This is a genomic window from Stappia indica, assembly GCF_020177335.1.
In the GTDB taxonomy this organism is placed as follows: domain Bacteria; phylum Pseudomonadota; class Alphaproteobacteria; order Rhizobiales; family Stappiaceae; genus Stappia; species Stappia indica_B.
On record NZ_JAIVMG010000006.1, the window covers coordinates 50,983 to 68,518 of the forward strand.

Sequence of the window (17,536 nt, forward strand, 5' to 3'; positions counted from 1 at the left end):
ATTGGCGCCGGGGGCATGGTGCTCCCGGATGCCTGTCGTGCCCGGTCCGGGCGGCTGGTCAATGCTGGGAAAGTGTGTTACGAACCCGCCGGCCAGCAGACGCGAACATGGACGATTGGCGCTCGGGCGCGGCCGACCAGACGGACGAGGTCCACAGGATTTGGTGTCGGTTCGGGCTGGTACCCAATTCACCGAGTTCCGAAGATCGGGTACAAGGTACGGCGCTGGGCGCTGGATATGCGGAAACCGTTGGAAACATTAAGGATCATAAAATGAGCGATATCGCGGATCGGGTTAAGAAGATCGTCATCGAGCACCTCGGCGTGGACGCCGAGAAGGTGACCGTGGAAGCCAGCTTCATCGACGATCTTGGCGCTGACAGCCTTGACACCGTGGAACTGGTCATGGCCTTCGAGGAAGAGTTCGGGGTCGAGATTCCCGATGACGCTGCCGAGACGATCCTGACCGTCGGCGATGCGGTCAAGTTCCTTGAAAAGGCTGCCGCTTGATTTGAACTTCTTCACATCGGGCGGCATGCGTCGCCCGATGTGAACAAAGATGGATTTGTGATGAGGCGAGTTGTCGTTACCGGCCTTGGTATGGTCACGCCGTTGGCGTGCGGTGTCGAGGAAAGCTGGTCCAGGATTCTCAAGGGAGAGAGCGGCGCGAGCCGGGTCTCCAGTTTCGAGGTCGAAGACCTGGCGTGTCAGATCGCCTGTCAGATCCCCCGTGGCGACGGGTCGAACGGGACCTTCAATCCAGACGACTGGATGGACCCGAAAGAGCAACGCAAAGTCGACGATTTCATTGTTTTCGCCATGGCGGCGGCCGAGCAGGCCATTGCCGACTGCGGCTGGAAGCCCGAGACCTATGAGGAGCAGATCCGCGCCGGTGTGCTGATCGGGTCGGGTATCGGCGGGTTGCAGGGCATCGAGGCAACGGCCCATGTGCTGCGCGACAAGGGTCCGCGGCGGGTCTCTCCGTTCTTTATTCCCGGTCGCCTGATCAACCTGGCGGGCGGCTATGTTTCGATCCGTCATGGATTGAAGGGGCCGAACCACGCGGTGGTGACGGCTTGCTCCACCGGTGCGCACGCCATTGGCGACGCGGCGCGGTTGATCGCGCTCGACGATGCCGATGTGATGGTCGCCGGCGGTACGGAATCGCCGGTCTGCCGGCTGGCACTGGCCGGGTTCGCCTCGGCGCGGGCGCTGTCCACCGGGTTCAACGATCGGGCGAGCGAGGCCTCGCGCCCCTATGACAAGGACCGGGACGGGTTCGTCATGGGCGAGGGCGCGGGCGTGGTCGTGCTTGAGGAATACGAGCGGGCCAAGGCACGCGGCGCGACCATCTATGGCGAGGTGGTCGGCTACGGGATGTCGGGCGATGCCTATCACATCACTGCACCGTCCTCCGATGGCGATGGCGCCTACCGCTGCATGCAGGCGGCGCTGAAGCGGGCCGGCATGTCGGCTGGCGAGATCGATTACGTCAATGCTCATGGTACCTCGACGCCGCTTGGCGACGAGATCGAGCTTGGCGCGATCCAGCGTCTGGCCGGTGATGCGGCAAGCCGGATGACCATGTCCTCGACCAAGTCCTCGACCGGGCACCTGCTCGGCGCGGCGGGTGCGATCGAGGCAATCTTCTCGCTTCTGGCGATGCGCGATGGCATGGCGCCGCCGACGATCAATCTGGTCAATCCCTCCGTGGAGACCGAGATCGATCTGGTGCCGAACAAGGCCAAGCCGATGACCATCGATTCCGCTTTGTCGAATTCCTTCGGCTTCGGCGGCACGAACGCCTCTTTGGTGTTCCGTAAGGTCGCTTGATACAAGCGACCTTCTTCGCGGTTTGGCCATAATTTCGCTTCATGTGGCGAACCCATTCACTCGTTCAACCTGACCGGATGGGATCATGACCGAGACGCCCAACGATGGATCCACAGGCAGCACGGAGGACACTGCGTCCTCCCTGCGCGTGCATCCGAAAAGTCCGCGTGAAGCGATCCAGCCGGATCCGGCACCGCCACCGCCCTCGCGGTCGCGGCACGCGCGCAACCCGATCGTCATCTTCATCAATTTCCTGCTGAGCGTTGCCGTGATCGGCGTGGTTGCCGCCGGCGGTCTGCTTTACTGGGGCAAGACCCAGTTCGACGCGCCCGGTCCGATGACCGTGGACAAGACCGTTGTCATTCCGTCCGGGTCCGGCCTGTCGGTGATTGCCGATACGCTGGAGAATCAGGGGGTGATCGACAACGCCCAGATATTCTGGGCCGGGGTGCTCGCCCACAAGAACGCGCAGAAGCTGAAGGCCGGCGAATACGCCTTCACCGCCGGCAGCTCGATGCGACAGGTGATGGAAGACCTGGTGGAGGGCAAGGCGGTCTACCATACGGTGACCGTGCCGGAAGGTTGGACCAGCGCGCAGATCGTGGCGCGGGTGCGCGAGCATCCGGTGCTGACCGGCACGCTCGACAAGATCCCGCCGGAAGGCTCGCTGCTGCCGGAGACCTATACCTTCACCCGTGGCACCAGCCGGGCGCAGATCATCAAGCAGATGATGGAGGCGCAGAAGAATGCTCTGGCCAGCATCTGGGAGCGGCGCAACAAGGACATTCCGCTGGAAAGCCCGGAAGAGCTGGTGATCCTGGCGTCGATCGTCGAGAAGGAAACGGCGCGGTCGGATGAACGCACTCGGGTGGCTGGCGTGTTCATCAACCGGCTGCGCAAGTCGATGCGGCTGCAGTCGGATCCGACGATCCTTTACGGGCTGCATGGCGGTTCCGCCTGGCAGCAGGATCGCTCGGCGATCACCCGCTCCGATCTGGATGCGCGCAACCCGTACAACACCTACCAGATCGACGGGCTGCCGCCGGGACCGATCGGCAATCCGGGCCGGGCAGCACTGGAGGCGGTGGCCAATCCGTCGCGCACCAAGGATCTTTATTTCGTTGCCGATGGCACCGGTGGGCATGTGTTCGCCGAGACCTATGAGCAGCACCGGCGCAATGTCGCCAACTGGCGCAAGGTCGAGCAGGAGGCGCGCCGCAAGGCGGCCGAGGCCGCCGAGGCGGAAAAGGCCAAGGACGGCGATGCGACAGAGCCCGCCGTAAATCCCGACGTGTCGCAATGAGCGGTGGCGGTCGGGAAACCGGTCCGGTTTCCAGCATGACCGGCTTCGGCCGGGTCGACGGCCGGGACGGCGCGGCGCGCTGGAGCTGGGAGCTGCGCTCGGTCAATGGCAAGGGGCTCGATGTGCGCCTGCGCCTGCCGGTCGGGTTCGATGCGCTTGAAGCACCCTGCCGCGAGGCGGTGACGCGGCGGCTTGCTCGGGGCAATGTGACCGTGGGGCTCAGCCTGCAGCGGGACCAGAGCGAGGCGGCGCCGCAGGTCAATGAAGTGGCGCTGACCGCCGTTCTTTCGGCGCTGGAGGCGTTGCGCCGCAGGCTGCCGGAGGCCGCGCCCGTGTCGCTCGACGGGATTCTGAACCAGCGCGGCGTGGTGGAGTGGAAGGAACCGGAAGAGGACGAGGCGGAGCGCGCGGGCTTGCTGGCGGCGCTGAAGGCCTCGCTGGAAACCGGCCTCGACGCGCTTGAGGGGATGCGCCGGTCCGAAGGCAGGGCCATCGAGGCCGTGCTGCGCGGACAGCTCGCGAGGATCGCGGAGCTGCGTGAGGCGGCCGAAGCCGCGCCCTGTCGCTCCCTGGAGGCGATCCGGGCGCGGTTGACGGCGCAGGTGGAAGCCTTGATGGAAACCGGAACGGGGCTCGATGTGGCGCGGCTGCATCAGGAGGCCGCGCTGCTGGCCACCAAGGCGGATGTGCGCGAGGAGCTGGACCGGCTGAAGGCGCATGTGGATGCGGCGCTGGAGCTTCTGGACGGCGGCGGCGCCATCGGCCGCCGGCTGGATTTCCTGGCGCAGGAGTTCAACCGCGAGGCCAACACCCTGTGCTCCAAGTCCAACGGAACGGAATTGACGGCCATCGGGCTTGAGCTGAAGGCGGTGATCGACCAGATGCGCGAGCAGATTCAGAACCTGGAGTAGATGATGAGCGAGTTTCCGAGCGGAACCGTGGTGACCTCGGACGAGGCGGATGCACGGCGCCGGGGCGTCATGCTGGTGCTGTCCTCGCCATCGGGGGCGGGCAAGTCGACCATCGCCCGCCAGTTGCTCGATCATGAAAGCAACCTGAAACTGTCGATTTCGGTGACGACCCGGCCGCGTCGGTCGAGCGAGATCGACGGCGTGCACTATCATTTCATCACGTTGGAGCGGTTCGAGCAGATGCGCGCCCGCGACGAGCTGCTGGAATGGGCGGAAGTGCACGGCAATTTCTACGGCACGCCGCGCGACCCGGTGGAAAAGGCACTGGAGAGCGGCCAGGACGTTCTGTTCGACATCGATATCCAGGGCACCTTCCAGCTCTATGAGACGGTGCGTCCGGACGTGGTGTCGCTGTTCATTCTGCCGCCGTCGATCGCCGAGATGAAGTCGCGGCTGCACCGGCGGGCGGAGGATACCCCCGAGGTGATTCAGCGCCGGCTGAAAACCGCCGTTGGCGAGATGAAGCACTGGTCGAAATACGATTATGTGATCGTCAATGACGATCTGCAGCGCGCTTTCGACGGCGCCCGGTCGATCCTCAAGGCCGAGCGCCTGCGGCGCGAGCGCAGCCCAGCCATCGGTTCGTTCATCGACGGCATGGTCGAAGACCTGAAGCGGGAAACCGGAGAGGCGCCGGCGGACGACTGAGCCGCCGGTTTTCTCTGCGGTCTGGCGTTTCAGCCAGCCGTTTTCTACTAGCTGAAGGTCGCGCCGGCAAAGGCGTTGGCGAGGGCAACGAATTCCTCGATCGACAGTTGCTCGGCCCGTTCGGTTGGCGTGATGCCCGCCGCGACGATCCGCTCTTCGGCATCCGTGGCCAGCGGCTTCAGGCTGGCGCGCAGCATCTTGCGGCGCTGGCCGAAGGCGGCGGCGGTGACCCGCTCCAGCGCCTTCAGATCGCAGGCGAGCGGCGCGGCGCGCGGGGTCAGGTGGACGATTGCCGAGGTGACCTTGGGCGGCGGGGTAAACGCCTTGGGGCTGACATCGAAGGCAAGGCTCGCATGGCAGCGCCAGCCGGCCAGCACGCCGAGCCGGCCATAGGCCTTCGAACCTGGGCGGGCGACGATGCGCTCGGCCACTTCCTTCTGGAACATCAGCGTCAGCGATTGCCACGCCGGTGGCCAGTTGGCGCAGGCGATCCAGTTGATCAGCAACTGGGTACCGACATTGTAGGGCAGGTTGGCGACGATCTTCAGCGGCCCGTCACCGGCGATGTCCGCAAGGCGCATTTGCAGCGCATCGCCGGAAATCACCTCAAGGCGGCCGGGATAATGGGCGGCGATCTCCGCCAGTGCCGGCAGGCAGCGCTCGTCCTTTTCCACCGCGACAACGCGCCTGGCGCCGGCAACCAGCAGGGCCCGGGTGAGCCCTCCGGGGCCGGGGCCAACCTCCAGCACCGTGGCCTCTTCCAGCGGCGCGGCGGTGCGGGCGATGCGCAGGGTCAGATTGAGATCGAGCAGGAAATTCTGCCCCAGCGTCTTCTTGGCGCGCAGATCATGGGTCTGGATCACCTCGCGCAAGGGGGGCAGCGTGTCGATCTGGCTCATGCACTCGGGCTCATTCGATCAGGCCCGGATCGGACATCACTGCGGCCAGGCGCACGGCGGCGGCGAAACTGTCCGGCCGGGCCTCGCCGGTCCCGGCAATGGAAAGCGCCGTGCCGTGGTCCGGGGAGGTGCGCACGAAGGGCAGGCCGAGAGTGGCGTTGACCGCCTCGTGGAAGGCGAGGGTCTTGGCCGGGATCAGTGCCTGGTCGTGGTACATCGCCAGGGCGCAATCATAGCCGGCGCGCGCTTCCGCGTGGAACATGGTGTCGGCCGGCAGTGGGCCGGTGGCGTCGATGCCCTCGGCCTGCAGCCGGGCGATGGCGGGGGCGATCACCTGATCGTCCTCCTGTCCCAGGGCGCCGCCTTCGCCGGCATGCGGGTTGAGCCCGGCGATGGCAAGGCGCGGGTTGGCGATGCCGAAGCGGGTGACAAGGTCGTGATGGACGATCCGGGCGGTGGACAGGATACGCTCGCCGGTCAGCTCGGTCGGCACCGCGCTCAGCGGGATATGCACGGTGACGGGGACGACCAGGAGGTCCGGGCCGGCCAGCAGCATCACCGGCTGGTGTCGCTCCGCGCCGTACTGGCGCGCGAGAGCGCCGAGGAACTCGGTGTGCCCAGGATGCTGAAAGCCGGCGTCGTAGAGCGCCTTCTTGTGGATCGGATTGGTGACGACCGCTGCCGCCTTGCCGGCCATGGTGTCGGCGACCGCGCGTTCGATGGCGGCGATGACCTGCGCGCCGGTCGCCGGATCGGCGGTGCCGGGGGTATCCGCTACCGGTCCGTCCAAGGGGACCACCGGCAGCGCATCGGGGAAGATCTCCAGCGCCTCTTCCGGGGCGCATTCGCGCAGCTTCAGCCGCAGGCCGAGACGTCGGGCCCGGGCGGCAAGAAAGGCGGGGTCGGCGATCATGTAGAAGGGCGGGAGAGCGTCTTCCACGCGGGTGTCATAGGCGTGCAAGGCGACATCGGGGCCGATGCCACCCGGCTCACCCATTGTCACGGCGAGGGGACGCAGGCTGGTGCGCATCATCCGCTCAGCGATAGTCGATCAGCGCCTTGCGGCGCAGTTCGCGAAGATAGCGGCGGCTGAGCTGCTGGCCTTCCTTGTTGCGCAGCTCGTCCTCCACCTCGGCCCGGGCGGCGGCATCGCTGGCAATCTCGCGCTTGTCGCAAACGGCGATCATCTCGTAGCCATTCTGGGAGCTTTCCGGCGAGGTCAGCTTGCCCACGGCGGTTTTCGCCACGGCCTTGCGCAGGTTGTCCGGCAATTCCGATTCCAGCCGGAGCTGGGTCGGCATGACCACCACCTCGCGGAACTGCTTGGCCAGGGTTGCGGCCTGGTCGCAGGAGGAGACCTGCGAGCGGAAACGCTGCGCCTCGCCCTTGCGCTTGGACTTCTGCCCCGAGGGTGCCTTTGCCGGCACCACGAAAATGACCGACTGGAGCCGATACTCCATGCTCTTTTGCGCGTCCTTGTCATTGTCGCGCTGCAGGGCGGCGATGACATCGGCTTCCTCGATGCGCACTTCCGCCTGGAACCGGCTGCGCATGACCTGGCCCCAGGCGATCTCCGCCCGCAGGCGATCACGCAGGGTCCCGGGGTTGACGCCGGACTGGCGCAGCACGCCGGAGAGTTTCTTCGGCGACAGCTTGACGCGGGAGGCGAGGGTGGCGAAGGCTGCGTCGACCTCGCCCTTGGAGACCGAGACGCCGCGGCGGCTGGCTTCCAGTAGCTTCAGTTCATCGTTGATGAGCTCTTCGGTCGCCTGACGGCGCGCAGTCGATCCGCCCACCCGGGTGGTCAGACGGATCAGACCGGCCCGCTGGGCAATGTCATAGCTGGTGATCGGGCGATCATTGACGAGAACCTTGATCGAGGTTTGCGCCGTAGCTGGCGCGCTGAGCAGTCCCGCCGTCACCAGCGCCATTGCCGCAACACGCAGCCTTCGCATCATCGTCATCCCGTACCCCCTTCCTGTTTCGTCTCGCTGGCCGCCATGCCGGCCGCGCGGAGAGTTGCCGCGCGCTTGGGGCGAATGCCAATCTTTGTTCGGACAGTCTGCTGACACCAGAAAACGGCCAAATTCCGAACGTAGGCCACCAGAACGAGGGCTACGCCCCTGACCGTTCGCCGCTGGGTCAGTTGACACCGTTGGTGGAGAATTGCGTGTCGCCGAGCGTGCGCAGGCCCAGCCTCAGGAAAAACAGCCGGTCGGTGGTCTGCCCGTTGTTGCGGCTGCGGTCTTCCGAATAGGCCAGCGAGAGGGAGAAGCCTTCATCGTCATAGCCGAAGCCGACGCTGTCGCGGACCGTGTTGTTGCTCTCCAGATCGTAGCGCACCGAACCGAACAGGCGCCAATTCTCCTGAAGCCGCAGGCTGGCGGAGCCGATCACCTCCTGGCGCAACGTTTCGATGCCAATGCTCGGCTGCGGCGAGAGATAGGCGTAGGCGAGATTGCCGGTCAGCGGGCCATAGATGCCGGTGGCCTCGATCTGTCCGCGCTGGACGGCGAAGGTTTCGCCGTCGAAGCGCCCCTGCGCTCCGATCCGGAAGCCTTGCCGGCTGTCGAAATACAGGCTGCCGACATAGTCGCTGGCGCCGGTTTCCAGGCCTGAGCTGCTGGTGGCATCGAGAATGTCGGCCTGGCTGAAGGAGTTGGTGCCGGCGAGATGGAAGGAGCGGCCGATCAGGGCGCTCACATTGATGCCATTGTCGAGCTGCAGGCTGTATTTCAGGCCGAGGTTGGCGCGGGTGCCGCCCTCGCTGCGGTCGAAGCCGGAGAACTTGTCGTATTCGAACAAGGTGGTGGAATCGAAGACGATGCTTTGCGCATCCTCGTTCGGCAACTCGCCGATCCGGCCTTCGTTCGGGCGGACGATGATCTGCGCCATCGGCTCGAAGATCTGATTGCCGCCCTCGAAGGTGGCAAGGATCGGGAAGCGGTACTCCAGGCCCACCGCAGGCATGATCCGGCCGACCACGCTCTCGTCGGTGAGGGCGGCAACGTTCTTGTCCGCCGAGGCGAGGAAGAACAGGTCGCCCTTCACATAGGCGAAGGGGGTGAACATCTGGCCGAGCGGGTCGATCACCGTGGTGCGCCAGTCCGCCTGCAGGCTGGTGCGGGTGAAGGTGCCTTCAACGCCGCGGAAACGGGTGACGCCGCCAACACCGCCGATTTGCACCGCATCCGTCTGGTCGCGGGTGAGGCTGGTCCAGTTCCCGGTGAGGGAGAGTTCGCCGCCGACGACCGGGTCCTCGAAGATGTAGTTGTAATCCAGCACCGGGTGGACGAGGGGTTGTTTGTCCTGGAGCTGGGAGCCGACCGGCAGGAAGCCGGGTGCATTCAGCGAGGCGGGCGTTGCCGCATAGTCTTCCTGCGAGATGCGGAAGGCATAGGCGCGCAGGTCAAAGCGGTTGCGCTCGCTCTGCCCGGTCAGGAACACCTTGGACACATCGCTGGCGTTGCCGAAGCGGGTGAACTTGTAGTCCTGCAGGAAGGCTCGGTCGGAGCGGAACGAGGCATCCCAGCCCCATTGCCAGCGGTCGTTGATGTCGAAGGTACCGGTCGAGGCGATGACACCGCGGAAGCGCCGGTTGCCGCTCGACGTGCCGAACTCGCCGGGTTGGGCCTGCATCAGGCCGCCCAGATGCACCGAATACTCGCCGTTGGCGAGCTTCTGCCGCCAGTCGGCCTGCGCCAGCACGCCCTGCTTGCTCAGCGGGGTCGCCGAGAGTAGCAAATCATAGTTGGGGTCAAGGGCAATGTAGTACGGAATGCGCACACCTGCGCCGATCCGGTCGCCGATCGCCAAGGTCGGGATCAGGAAGCCGGTCTTGCGCTTGACCGTGGGATCCGGCATCGTCAGATACGGCAGGTAAATCAACGGCTTTCCGAAGAACTCAAGCGCCGCATCGGAGAACTCGATGCTCTTTTCCTGCTGGTCGTGGACGATGGTTGTCGCGCGCACGTTCCACAGGGGTGGCTTGCCCGGCGGGTTTGTCGGCCGGGTGTAGACCGTGTAGACGCCGTTTTCGAACGTGGTCCGGTTGCCGTCCTCGCGCTTGGCGCTTTCGGCGATGAAACGGGTGCGCTCAGGCGTGTCGAGCTGCAGCGCACTGGCAAAGCCGTCGCGCAGATCTTCCGACAGGTCCAGCTCCTGGGCGTAAAGCACATTGCCGTCCGGCTCGGTCATGCGGACGTCGCCTTCGGCGCGCAGGCGGTTGTTGCGGCGGTCGAACACGACCCGCTTCGCCTCGACGGTGTTGCCGCCGTAGTAGATCTGCACATTGCCGAGCGCGGAAATCCGGTCGCGCTTGAAGTCGTAGCGCAGCTCGTCCGCCTCCAGCAGTAGCGGTTCCTTCTCGTCGACCCGGGCGCCGAGCGAATCGGCCAGCTCCGACTGGGCCGCGACGCCCTGCGCGAGAAGCAGGGGGGCGGCGACGGTGCCGAGCGCCAGGCCGGCCAGGGCGGTGCTGCGCAGAAGCCGGGCGGCAAGCGACACGCCGCGCAGGGCCGCGCCACGGCACATACGAGCCATCTGCGGAAGGACTGCGGCCAATGACATCAGCCGTCCTCCAGATGCAAGAGGATCGTAAAACCCATCAGAACTCCAAACACTCCAGGCGCCCAAGCAGCAACGATCGGCGGCACGATTCCCGCACCTCCGAGATCCTTTCCCAACTCCGAGAGAACGTAAAGCACGAACCCGGCAAGGATGCCACCCAGAATCAGCCGTCCGATACCCCCCATCCTCGTTACCCTCAGGGAGACGCAGGCGGCAATCAGCACCATCGCGGCCAGGAGCACCGGCCGCGCCAGAAGTGTCTGATACTGAAGTGAATACCGATAGGCCGGCAAACCGGCGCGTTGCGACAGCTCGATCACCCGCGGCAGGTCCCAGAAGCCGATGGATTCCGGCGCGGCGATGCTCTCGCGCACCTCGGTTGGCGTCAGGTAGGTGCTGATCGTGTAGACGTCATATTTTCGGGGATCGGCCTCGGTCGTGTAGACGGTGACATCGGAAAGGTTCCAGACCTTGTCGCCGAGCCGCGCCTCGCGCGCCTCGATTCGCTCGGAAAAATAGCCGTCCCGGTCGAAACTGAAGATGGTCACGCCATAGAGCCGGGCGCCGCCGGCCAGGATCTGGTTGGCATGCAGCACCGATTCCCCGTCGAGGCCGTCCTGGCGCAGCCAGGTCGCGCCGGTGGTCTGCATCAGGAAATTCTGTTCCCGACCGAACAGCCCGGACGCGATTTCATCGGACTGGGCGCGCAGCACCACCGCCAGCGGATTGTAGACCGTTACCGCGAACACGCCGAGGCCAATGCCGACGATCAGCGCCGGGGCGATGAATTGCCAGACGGACACGCCGGCGGCACGGGCGACCACCAGTTCCAGCTTGCGGCTGAGGGCGAGAAAGGCGGCGATGGAGCCGAACAGGACGGCGAAGGGCAGCACCTGCTCCATCAGCTGCGGTGTACGCAGCAGGGAAATCAGGCTGATGCGGATCAATCCGGCATCGTCCTCCCCGCCGCCACGGCGCAGCAGCTCCAGCAGGTCGAAGATGAAGATCAGGATGGCGGCAAGCGCGAACAGGCCGAGTATGGCGCCGAGAAAGCGCCAGGAGAAATAGGTGGCGAGGGTTCGCCGCGTGATGCTCATGCCCATGATCATGCTACGCCGTGCCATCCTGACGGCTGCGGGTCAAGCGGGCGGCGATCCCGGCGAGCCAATCGCCGAGCTGATCGCCGAGATGGGTCAGGAAAAGCACCCAGCGCGGGGTGCGTCCATGGATGATCGCCCAGCCGGCCAGCGCAATCGCGGCCAGCGGCAGCAGATAGAGCCCGAATCGAACGGCCGGGACGGCCGGCACCAGTGTCAGCATTCCGAAGCCGGCGGTCCGTAACAGGATCGACAGGCAAAGGGCGGCGAGGATGGCCACATGGCGGTTCTGCCGCGTGGTGCTGGGCTGGCCGAGAAACAGAAAGACGATGGCGGCAAAGGCCAGCGGATAGAGCGGCTGCGACAGGCGGTCATGCAACTCCGCCTGGAGCCGCTGCGGATAGGCGGCGGCATACTCATCATCCGGCGCCGGCGACAAGAGGTCCGCCAGCGAGCGCTCGCTGGCCTTGTAGGTGGCGGTGGTCGCCGTCGGAATCATGCTCGACAGATCGAAGGCATAGGACTGGAAGCGGACGATGGAGATGTTGTCGTCCTCACCGGTACGTCGCTGGATCGTGCCGTTCTGCATCACCAGCAAGGTGCGGTCGGCAGCTTCGACGATCCGGCCATGGGCGGCCTCGTAGGTCAGCACCTTGTCCGCGGCGCGCTGGTCATGCATCAGGAGCCCGTCGAGTTGGCCGTCGCCGCTCCGGTTGCGGATATGGAAGGTCAGCCCGTCCTCGATGCTGATGAACCGGCCGGGACGGACGATATTGGCCACCAGATCGACGCGCACCCGGGTGATTTCATCGCGCAGCGCCGCAAGGCCCAGCGGGGCAATGGTGGTGGACAGCAGCGCGCAGAGCACGGCAACCAGCATGGCGGCGACCAGCACCGGGCGCAGCAGCACCGTGCGCGAGGCGCCGGAGGCGTTGATGACGATCAGCTCACTGTCGTTCGACAGGGTGTTGAGCACGACGATCAATGCGATCAGGAAGGCAAAGGGGGCGATTGCCAGGGCCAGGAACGGCATGGCCAGCAGCGTCATGCCGATGAACTGGACAATGGTCTGGCCCTTCGCCGTCACCAGATCGAGCTGGCGCAAGGCCTGGGTGGCCCAGACGACACCGGCAAGGGCGGCAAGCGTCACCAGAAAGGCCGCGGAAAGGCGTCGCAGAACATAGCGTTCAAAGGTCGTCATCGGGCGCCGCGGTCTGATCGGTCGAAGGCGGCCGAGATGCCTCGCGGCCGGTCGCTGGGTTTCTGGGTCCTGAAGATATAGGACCGAATTTAGGTAAATACTCCCGAAATAAAAAGGGTTAACGCGACATGAAGACGCTGGCGCTTGCCGGGAGGCGGTTCCCGGACCATTCTAGGCGCCAAGGTCGCCAGGCCGCCTGCAACCGATCCGTGTCGCGGATCCCATGGTTCCGGCAGCCGGATGCGGCTTGTCACCGTTCAATCGTGAGGTCATTGTCTTGTTGCCGAAACTCTCCTTTTCCAAACTGTCCGTCCCCGGCAAGGGTGTGGCGGTCGTTTTCGTGAATGACAAGCTGTCCGCCGGCGCGGTTACCTCGGACTTGCTCGGCGGGGCCGAGGGCTTGCTCGCCCGGGCGGCGGAGACGGCCGGCTTTTCCGGCAAGGCGCGCACGACCCTGGACCTCATCGCACCGGCGGGTCTCGGCCTTGACCGGCTGATCGTCATCGGCCTTGGGGCAGAGGAGCTTTCCGAGACGGACTGGATGGCGCTTGGCGGCGTGGCGATGGGCGCCATTGGTTCGGCCAAGGCCGCCACTGTCTGCCTGGAGGCGCCCGGCGGCGATATTGCTGCGGAGATGGCGGCGGCCTTTGCCATGGGCATGAAGCTGCGCGGGTACAGCTTCGACCGCTACAAGTCGCGCAAGGACGAGGATGCGCCGACGGAACCGGCCCGTGTGGAGATCGGCACCTCGGATGCCAAGGGCGCAAAGAAGGCCTGGGCGGAGGCGGACGGCGTCAGCGATGGCGTGGTTCTCGCCCGCGATCTCGTCAACGAGCCGGCCAACGTGCTGACCACGCTGGAATTCGCCAAGCGGGCGCAGGCGCTCGCCGATCTCGGGGTCGAGGTCGAGGTGCTTGACGAAAAGGCGATGAAGAAGTTGAAGATGAACGCGCTTCTTGGCGTGGCGCAAGGCTCGGAAACCCCGCCGCGGCTGGTGGTGATGCGCTGGAACGGCGGCAAGAAGGACGCGCAGCCGGTGGCCTTCGTCGGCAAGGGCGTCGTCTTCGACACCGGCGGCATTTCCATCAAGCCGGCCGCCAGCATGGAAGACATGAAGGGCGACATGGGCGGGGCGGCGGCCGTCACCGGCCTGATGCACGCCCTGGCCGCACGCAAGGCCAAGGTCAATGTGGTCGGCGTCATCGGTCTTGTGGAAAACATGCCTGACGGCAAGGCGCAGCGACCGGGCGATATCGTCACCGCCATGTCGGGGGCGACCATTGAGGTGATCAACACCGACGCGGAAGGCCGGCTCGTGCTCGCCGATGCGCTCTGGTACACGCAGGATCGCTTCAAGCCGGCGTTCATGATCAACCTGGCCACCCTGACCGGCGCCGTTCTGGTGGCGCTCGGCAGCCAGCACGCCGGTGTCTTCTCCAACGATGACGCGCTGGTGGGACGACTCGCGGAAGCCGGTGCGGCGACCGATGAGAAGGTCTGGCGCCTGCCGCTGTCGAAGGAGTATGACAAGCTGATCGACACGCCGAATGCCGACATGAAGAACACCGGCGGGCGGATGGCCGGCTCGATCACCGCCGCCCAGTTCCTGCAGCGCTTCGTCAATGATGTGCCGTGGGTGCATATCGATGTGGCCGGCACGGCGATGGCAAGCCCGAAGACCGAGACCAGCAAGGGCTGGGCCTCCGGCTATGGCGTGCGCCTGCTCGACCGGCTGGTGCGCGAGCATTACGAGGGCTGATGCAGCTCGCCGCAACGGGCGCGGGGGGTCCCGCGTCCGTTGTTGGTCTTGTCAGCAAAAACAACGCTGGCAGGCGCCCGGCTCCTGCTTCTGACAAAGGGCAGCAGCCCCTCCTGGCGTCATCCCGCCCCCACGAGCCGGGATCGGAGAGCCGAAAGAGCTGTGTTTTCATGGGACTGGATCCAAGAGGCTGTGGCTCGCCGGTCCCGGGTCGCGCGTGATGCTTGCCCGGGAAGACGCGGAGAATGCGGCGATGTCTGGCGTAAAGCAGCCTCTGCCTTTCGTCGGCCGTCCGGTTTGGCTCTTTCAGGCAATAAAAAACCCGCCGGCAAGCGGCGGGTCGGTCGGTGCGTCGGCCTGTTGGTGGCCGTGAGGCGGCCGGGATCGGGCCTCAGCAGGTCTTGTAGGCGGCGCAGGAGCCGGAGGGTTCACTGACGACCACGCCCATTGCCGTGGTGGCGCCGGCAAGGCCGAGGACAAGGCCAAAGAACAAAGCAATCCGCACAGCCATTCAATCGTTCTCCATTGCCCTGACGATGGGAGGGGGCGTACCGTCCATCACTGGATTTGGCGACGCACCGGTCAGGGGGCAGTCCGTTCAGGGAATCTCCGACGCAATGGTGCCGCGCCGGCAGTTGGCATTTGGTTAATCGTGAATCGGCTTGAAGGCAAAGCCGCTTTGCGTCATCCACATGCTTCCGCCGAGCGGTGTTGCGCAACTGCCGCAGTTTTCGCCGCCCGACAAGATGAGGTGCCGTGTTGGCCGATGTGCTGTTCTATCACCTGACCCGCCAGCCGCTGGAAGAGGTGCTGCCGGGCCTTCTGGAAACCTGCCTCAAGCGGGACTGGCGGGTTGTCGTCCAAGCCGGCTCGCCGGAGCGGTGCCAGGCGCTCGACGCGCTTTTGTGGACCTATCGCGACGACAGCTTCCTGCCGCATGGCACCTCCGCCGACGGGCACGAGGCGGCGCAGCCGGTGTTTCTCACCTGCGGCGAGGACAATCCCAACGGGGCGCAGGTGCGCTTTCTCGTCGACCGCGCGGTGCCGCCGGACCTGTCCCCCTATCAGCGCGGTGTCTTCCTGTTCGATGGCGGCGATCCGGAAGCGGTGATGGACGCGCGCGGCCAGTGGAAGGCGGCGAAGGCCGCCGGCCATGCGATCACCTACTGGCAGCAGGGGGAAAGCGGACGCTGGGAGAAGAAGGCATGAGCGCTTCGCCCAAGGATCCGGATTTCGCCGGCCGGCGCGATGCGGCACGCGACCGGCTCGACGGGCTGTTCGGCGCCAAGGGCGGCGACCGGGCGGATCGCAGCGCCTGGTTTCATGCGGTCTATGAGACGGCTGGCGGCGATCCGGCGGCCGTCCCCTGGGCCGACCTTGCCGCCAAGCCTGAGCTTCTCGCCTGGCTCGCGGACAATCCCGGAGGGGAGGCGGAAGCCCCGTTGCGGGCGCTCGATGTCGGCTGCGGCCTGGGCGACAATGCCGAGGCGCTGGCCGCCGCCGGCTATGCCACCACTGCCTTCGATCTGGCACCGGCGGCCATCGACTGGGCGCGCCGGCGGTTTCCGGCAAGCAGCGTGGGCTATTGCGCCGCCGACCTGTTTGATCCGCCGGCGGCGTGGATCGGCGCCTTCGATCTCGTGCATGAATGCTACACGCTGCAGGCGCTGGACGGTGCGCTGCGCGCCGCCGCCTTTCCCGCCACCGCCCGGCTGCTTGCCCCCGGTGGGCGGCTCCTGATCCTCACCCGGTCGCGGGTGGAGGGGACGGAGTCGGACGGACCGCCCTGGCCATTGACGCCGTCGGAGCTTGCCCGCTTCGAGGCGCTGGGGCTGGAGAAGGTCGAGGAGACGCCCTATGAGCTGCGCAAGGGCGAGCGGGTCATCCCCCATATAAGGGCGGTCTACCGCCGCCCGTAGGGCGTGCTCCTTGCAGGCGTGCGCATAAAAAAACGGCGGGGCCGATGGGCGCCCGCCGCTTCAAACTGGATTTTATCCGTGCCGATCAGCCGTTGGTCTCAACCTCGGCCGTCGCCTCAGCCTCATCCGCCTCGCGGATGGCGCGAACCTCGTCGATACGGCCGACGGCGTCGCCCACGCCGAGCACATCCTTGGCCCAGTCGAGGACCTCCGGATCGATCTCGGCGTCAGGGGCCAGGCCGCCGTTCTTGCCCGGATTGGAGATTTCCTTCAGCACTTCCGCGAGCGCCTCGTCGGAGGCGGCGCCTTCCAGAGCTTCAAGGTCCTTTTCCATCTCGGCCAGCTCCGCTTCGGCCTCCGAGAGCGTCGTCGCGGCCTCGCTGGATAGGGCTTCGTCGAGTGCGGCCACCTCGGCGTCGAGCGCCTCGATTTCCGCGTCGTCGAGGCCCTCGCGGTCGATCCCGTTCAACTCGTCGAGGCGTTCGTTCAGCTCCGTCAGGCTCTTGCCCTGATAGTCGTAGTCGTCATGGGGTGCGATCGCGCCGATGGTCTCATCGAAGCTGGTCTGAGCCTCGGCGAAGGCCTCCTTCAGGGCGTCGATCTTTTCGACCGCATTTTCATAGTCGATCGATGCGTCGATGAATTCGCGCATGGCCACCATGCGCGGATCATTGGCATTGAGGTAGGCGTTGACGTTGCGGTTGAGCGAATTGAGCCCGCCCAGCTTGGCGTGGAGGTTGCGCTCGCGCGGCTTGGCCGTCGGGGTCGCCTTCGCATCGCGGCGAACCGAAGCGACCTTCTGGTTGCGCTGCTGCTGCTTGTGCGTAGCCTGTTTTGCCTTCTGGGCTTTGGCCGGCTTGGTTTCAGCGCCAAACAGGCCGCCGATGAAATTGGCGACGCCGTGGCCGACCGCGTTCACCGTCCCGCCGCCATTGCCGCCGCCATTGCCGCCGCCGTTTCCGCGCTCCGTCCGTGCGGCGCGGGCCGCTTGCGAGCGTGCCGCGCCATTGCCCATGGAGCCACGGCTGGCGCCGGCACCGCCATGCCCGCCACTGTTTCCGCCGGCGTTGCCCTTGCCGCCGCCGTTTCCATTTCCACCGCCGTTGCCGCCGCCATTGCCGTTTCCGTTGCCGGCTTCAGCGCTCCAGCCTGAAAGCTGGTTGGGGGCGATATCCGTGAAAAAGGTCGGGGCGAGGGTCACCGCTGTGGCGAGAAGGAGACGGTTGAACTGCGGCGTCATGAATTTCCTGCTCCGTGTTGCTTGCGAGAAGGCTAGCGACTCAGGTTTCCCAAAACTCTCAATCGAATGGGGGGAATCTAAGTCGAAGTTTAGGAAGC

At 65.8% G+C, this 17,536-nt stretch carries 15 protein-coding genes; 8 read left to right on the forward strand and 7 right to left on the reverse strand.

Going from position 1 to position 17,536, the window contains the following annotated elements; translation table 11 throughout:
* Positions 1-272 precede the first annotated feature (272 nt).
* From LC062_RS09900 to gmk, 5 genes are all read left to right on the forward strand, one after another.
* Entirely contained in the window at positions 273-509 is a 237-nt protein-coding gene (locus LC062_RS09900) for an acyl carrier protein (protein ID WP_181759842.1), read from the forward strand.
* Positions 510-569: 60 nt separating this feature from the next.
* On the forward strand, positions 570-1,832 hold the full coding sequence (gene fabF / locus LC062_RS09905; protein WP_181759843.1) for a beta-ketoacyl-ACP synthase II: 1,263 nt from the start codon (positions 570-572) through the stop codon (positions 1,830-1,832).
* A gap of 85 nt (positions 1,833-1,917) precedes the next feature.
* A complete protein-coding gene (mltG, locus tag LC062_RS09910) occupies positions 1,918-3,135 on the forward strand; it encodes an endolytic transglycosylase MltG (protein WP_224910879.1) in 1,218 nt (405 codons plus the stop codon).
* Positions 3,132-4,046, forward strand: coding sequence for a YicC/YloC family endoribonuclease (locus LC062_RS09915; protein WP_224910880.1), 915 nt, complete (start codon positions 3,132-3,134; stop codon positions 4,044-4,046). The genes mltG and LC062_RS09915 overlap by 4 nt, the downstream gene beginning before the upstream one ends.
* A gap of 3 nt (positions 4,047-4,049) precedes the next feature.
* A complete protein-coding gene (gene gmk / locus LC062_RS09920) occupies positions 4,050-4,754 on the forward strand; it encodes a guanylate kinase (protein ID WP_224910881.1) in 705 nt (234 codons plus the stop codon).
* 47 nt (positions 4,755-4,801) lie between these two features.
* On the opposite strand, the gene rsmA is transcribed toward gmk, so the two are convergent.
* The 6 genes from rsmA to lptF all read right to left on the reverse strand — a co-directional run bounded on the left by rsmA (position 4,802) and on the right by lptF (position 12,520).
* On the reverse strand, positions 4,802-5,653 hold the full coding sequence (gene rsmA, locus LC062_RS09925) for a 16S rRNA (adenine(1518)-N(6)/adenine(1519)-N(6))-dimethyltransferase RsmA (protein ID WP_224910882.1): 852 nt from the start codon (positions 5,651-5,653) through the stop codon (positions 4,802-4,804).
* A 10-nt stretch (positions 5,654-5,663) separates the two neighbouring features.
* Positions 5,664-6,683, reverse strand: coding sequence for a 4-hydroxythreonine-4-phosphate dehydrogenase PdxA (gene pdxA, locus LC062_RS09930; protein ID WP_224910883.1), 1,020 nt, complete (start codon positions 6,681-6,683; stop codon positions 5,664-5,666).
* A gap of 7 nt (positions 6,684-6,690) precedes the next feature.
* Positions 6,691-7,617, reverse strand: a complete 927-nt coding sequence (locus tag LC062_RS09935) for a peptidylprolyl isomerase (protein ID WP_224910884.1) — start codon at positions 7,615-7,617, stop codon at positions 6,691-6,693.
* A gap of 178 nt (positions 7,618-7,795) precedes the next feature.
* Positions 7,796-10,222, reverse strand: coding sequence for an LPS-assembly protein LptD (locus LC062_RS09940; protein ID WP_224910885.1), 2,427 nt, complete (start codon positions 10,220-10,222; stop codon positions 7,796-7,798).
* Positions 10,222-11,319 (reverse strand): LPS export ABC transporter permease LptG, encoded by a 1,098-nt coding sequence (gene lptG, locus LC062_RS09945; protein ID WP_404829702.1) that lies wholly within the window; start codon positions 11,317-11,319, stop codon positions 10,222-10,224. Before lptG ends, LC062_RS09940 begins: the two co-directional genes overlap by 1 nt.
* Before the next feature lie 13 nt (positions 11,320-11,332).
* Complete coding sequence (gene lptF / locus LC062_RS09950) at positions 11,333-12,520, reverse strand: LPS export ABC transporter permease LptF (protein ID WP_224910886.1); 1,188 nt, start codon at positions 12,518-12,520, stop codon at positions 11,333-11,335.
* 223 nt (positions 12,521-12,743) lie between these two features.
* On the opposite strand from lptF, the gene LC062_RS09955 reads away from it, so the two are divergent.
* The 3 genes from LC062_RS09955 to LC062_RS09965 all read left to right on the forward strand — a co-directional run bounded on the left by LC062_RS09955 (position 12,744) and on the right by LC062_RS09965 (position 16,198).
* A complete protein-coding gene (locus LC062_RS09955) occupies positions 12,744-14,279 on the forward strand; it encodes a leucyl aminopeptidase (protein WP_224910887.1) in 1,536 nt (511 codons plus the stop codon).
* Positions 14,280-15,038: 759 nt separating this feature from the next.
* Positions 15,039-15,488 (forward strand): DNA polymerase III subunit chi, encoded by a 450-nt coding sequence (locus LC062_RS09960; protein WP_224911031.1) that lies wholly within the window; start codon positions 15,039-15,041, stop codon positions 15,486-15,488.
* On the forward strand, positions 15,485-16,198 hold the full coding sequence (locus LC062_RS09965; protein ID WP_224910888.1) for a class I SAM-dependent methyltransferase: 714 nt from the start codon (positions 15,485-15,487) through the stop codon (positions 16,196-16,198). Before LC062_RS09960 ends, LC062_RS09965 begins: the two co-directional genes overlap by 4 nt.
* An 85-nt stretch (positions 16,199-16,283) precedes the next feature.
* Here the strand turns inward: LC062_RS09965 and LC062_RS09970 are convergent, their stop codons facing one another.
* Positions 16,284-17,438, reverse strand: coding sequence for a hypothetical protein (locus tag LC062_RS09970; protein ID WP_224911034.1), 1,155 nt, complete (start codon positions 17,436-17,438; stop codon positions 16,284-16,286).
* Between the last annotated feature and the right edge of the window lie 98 nt (positions 17,439-17,536).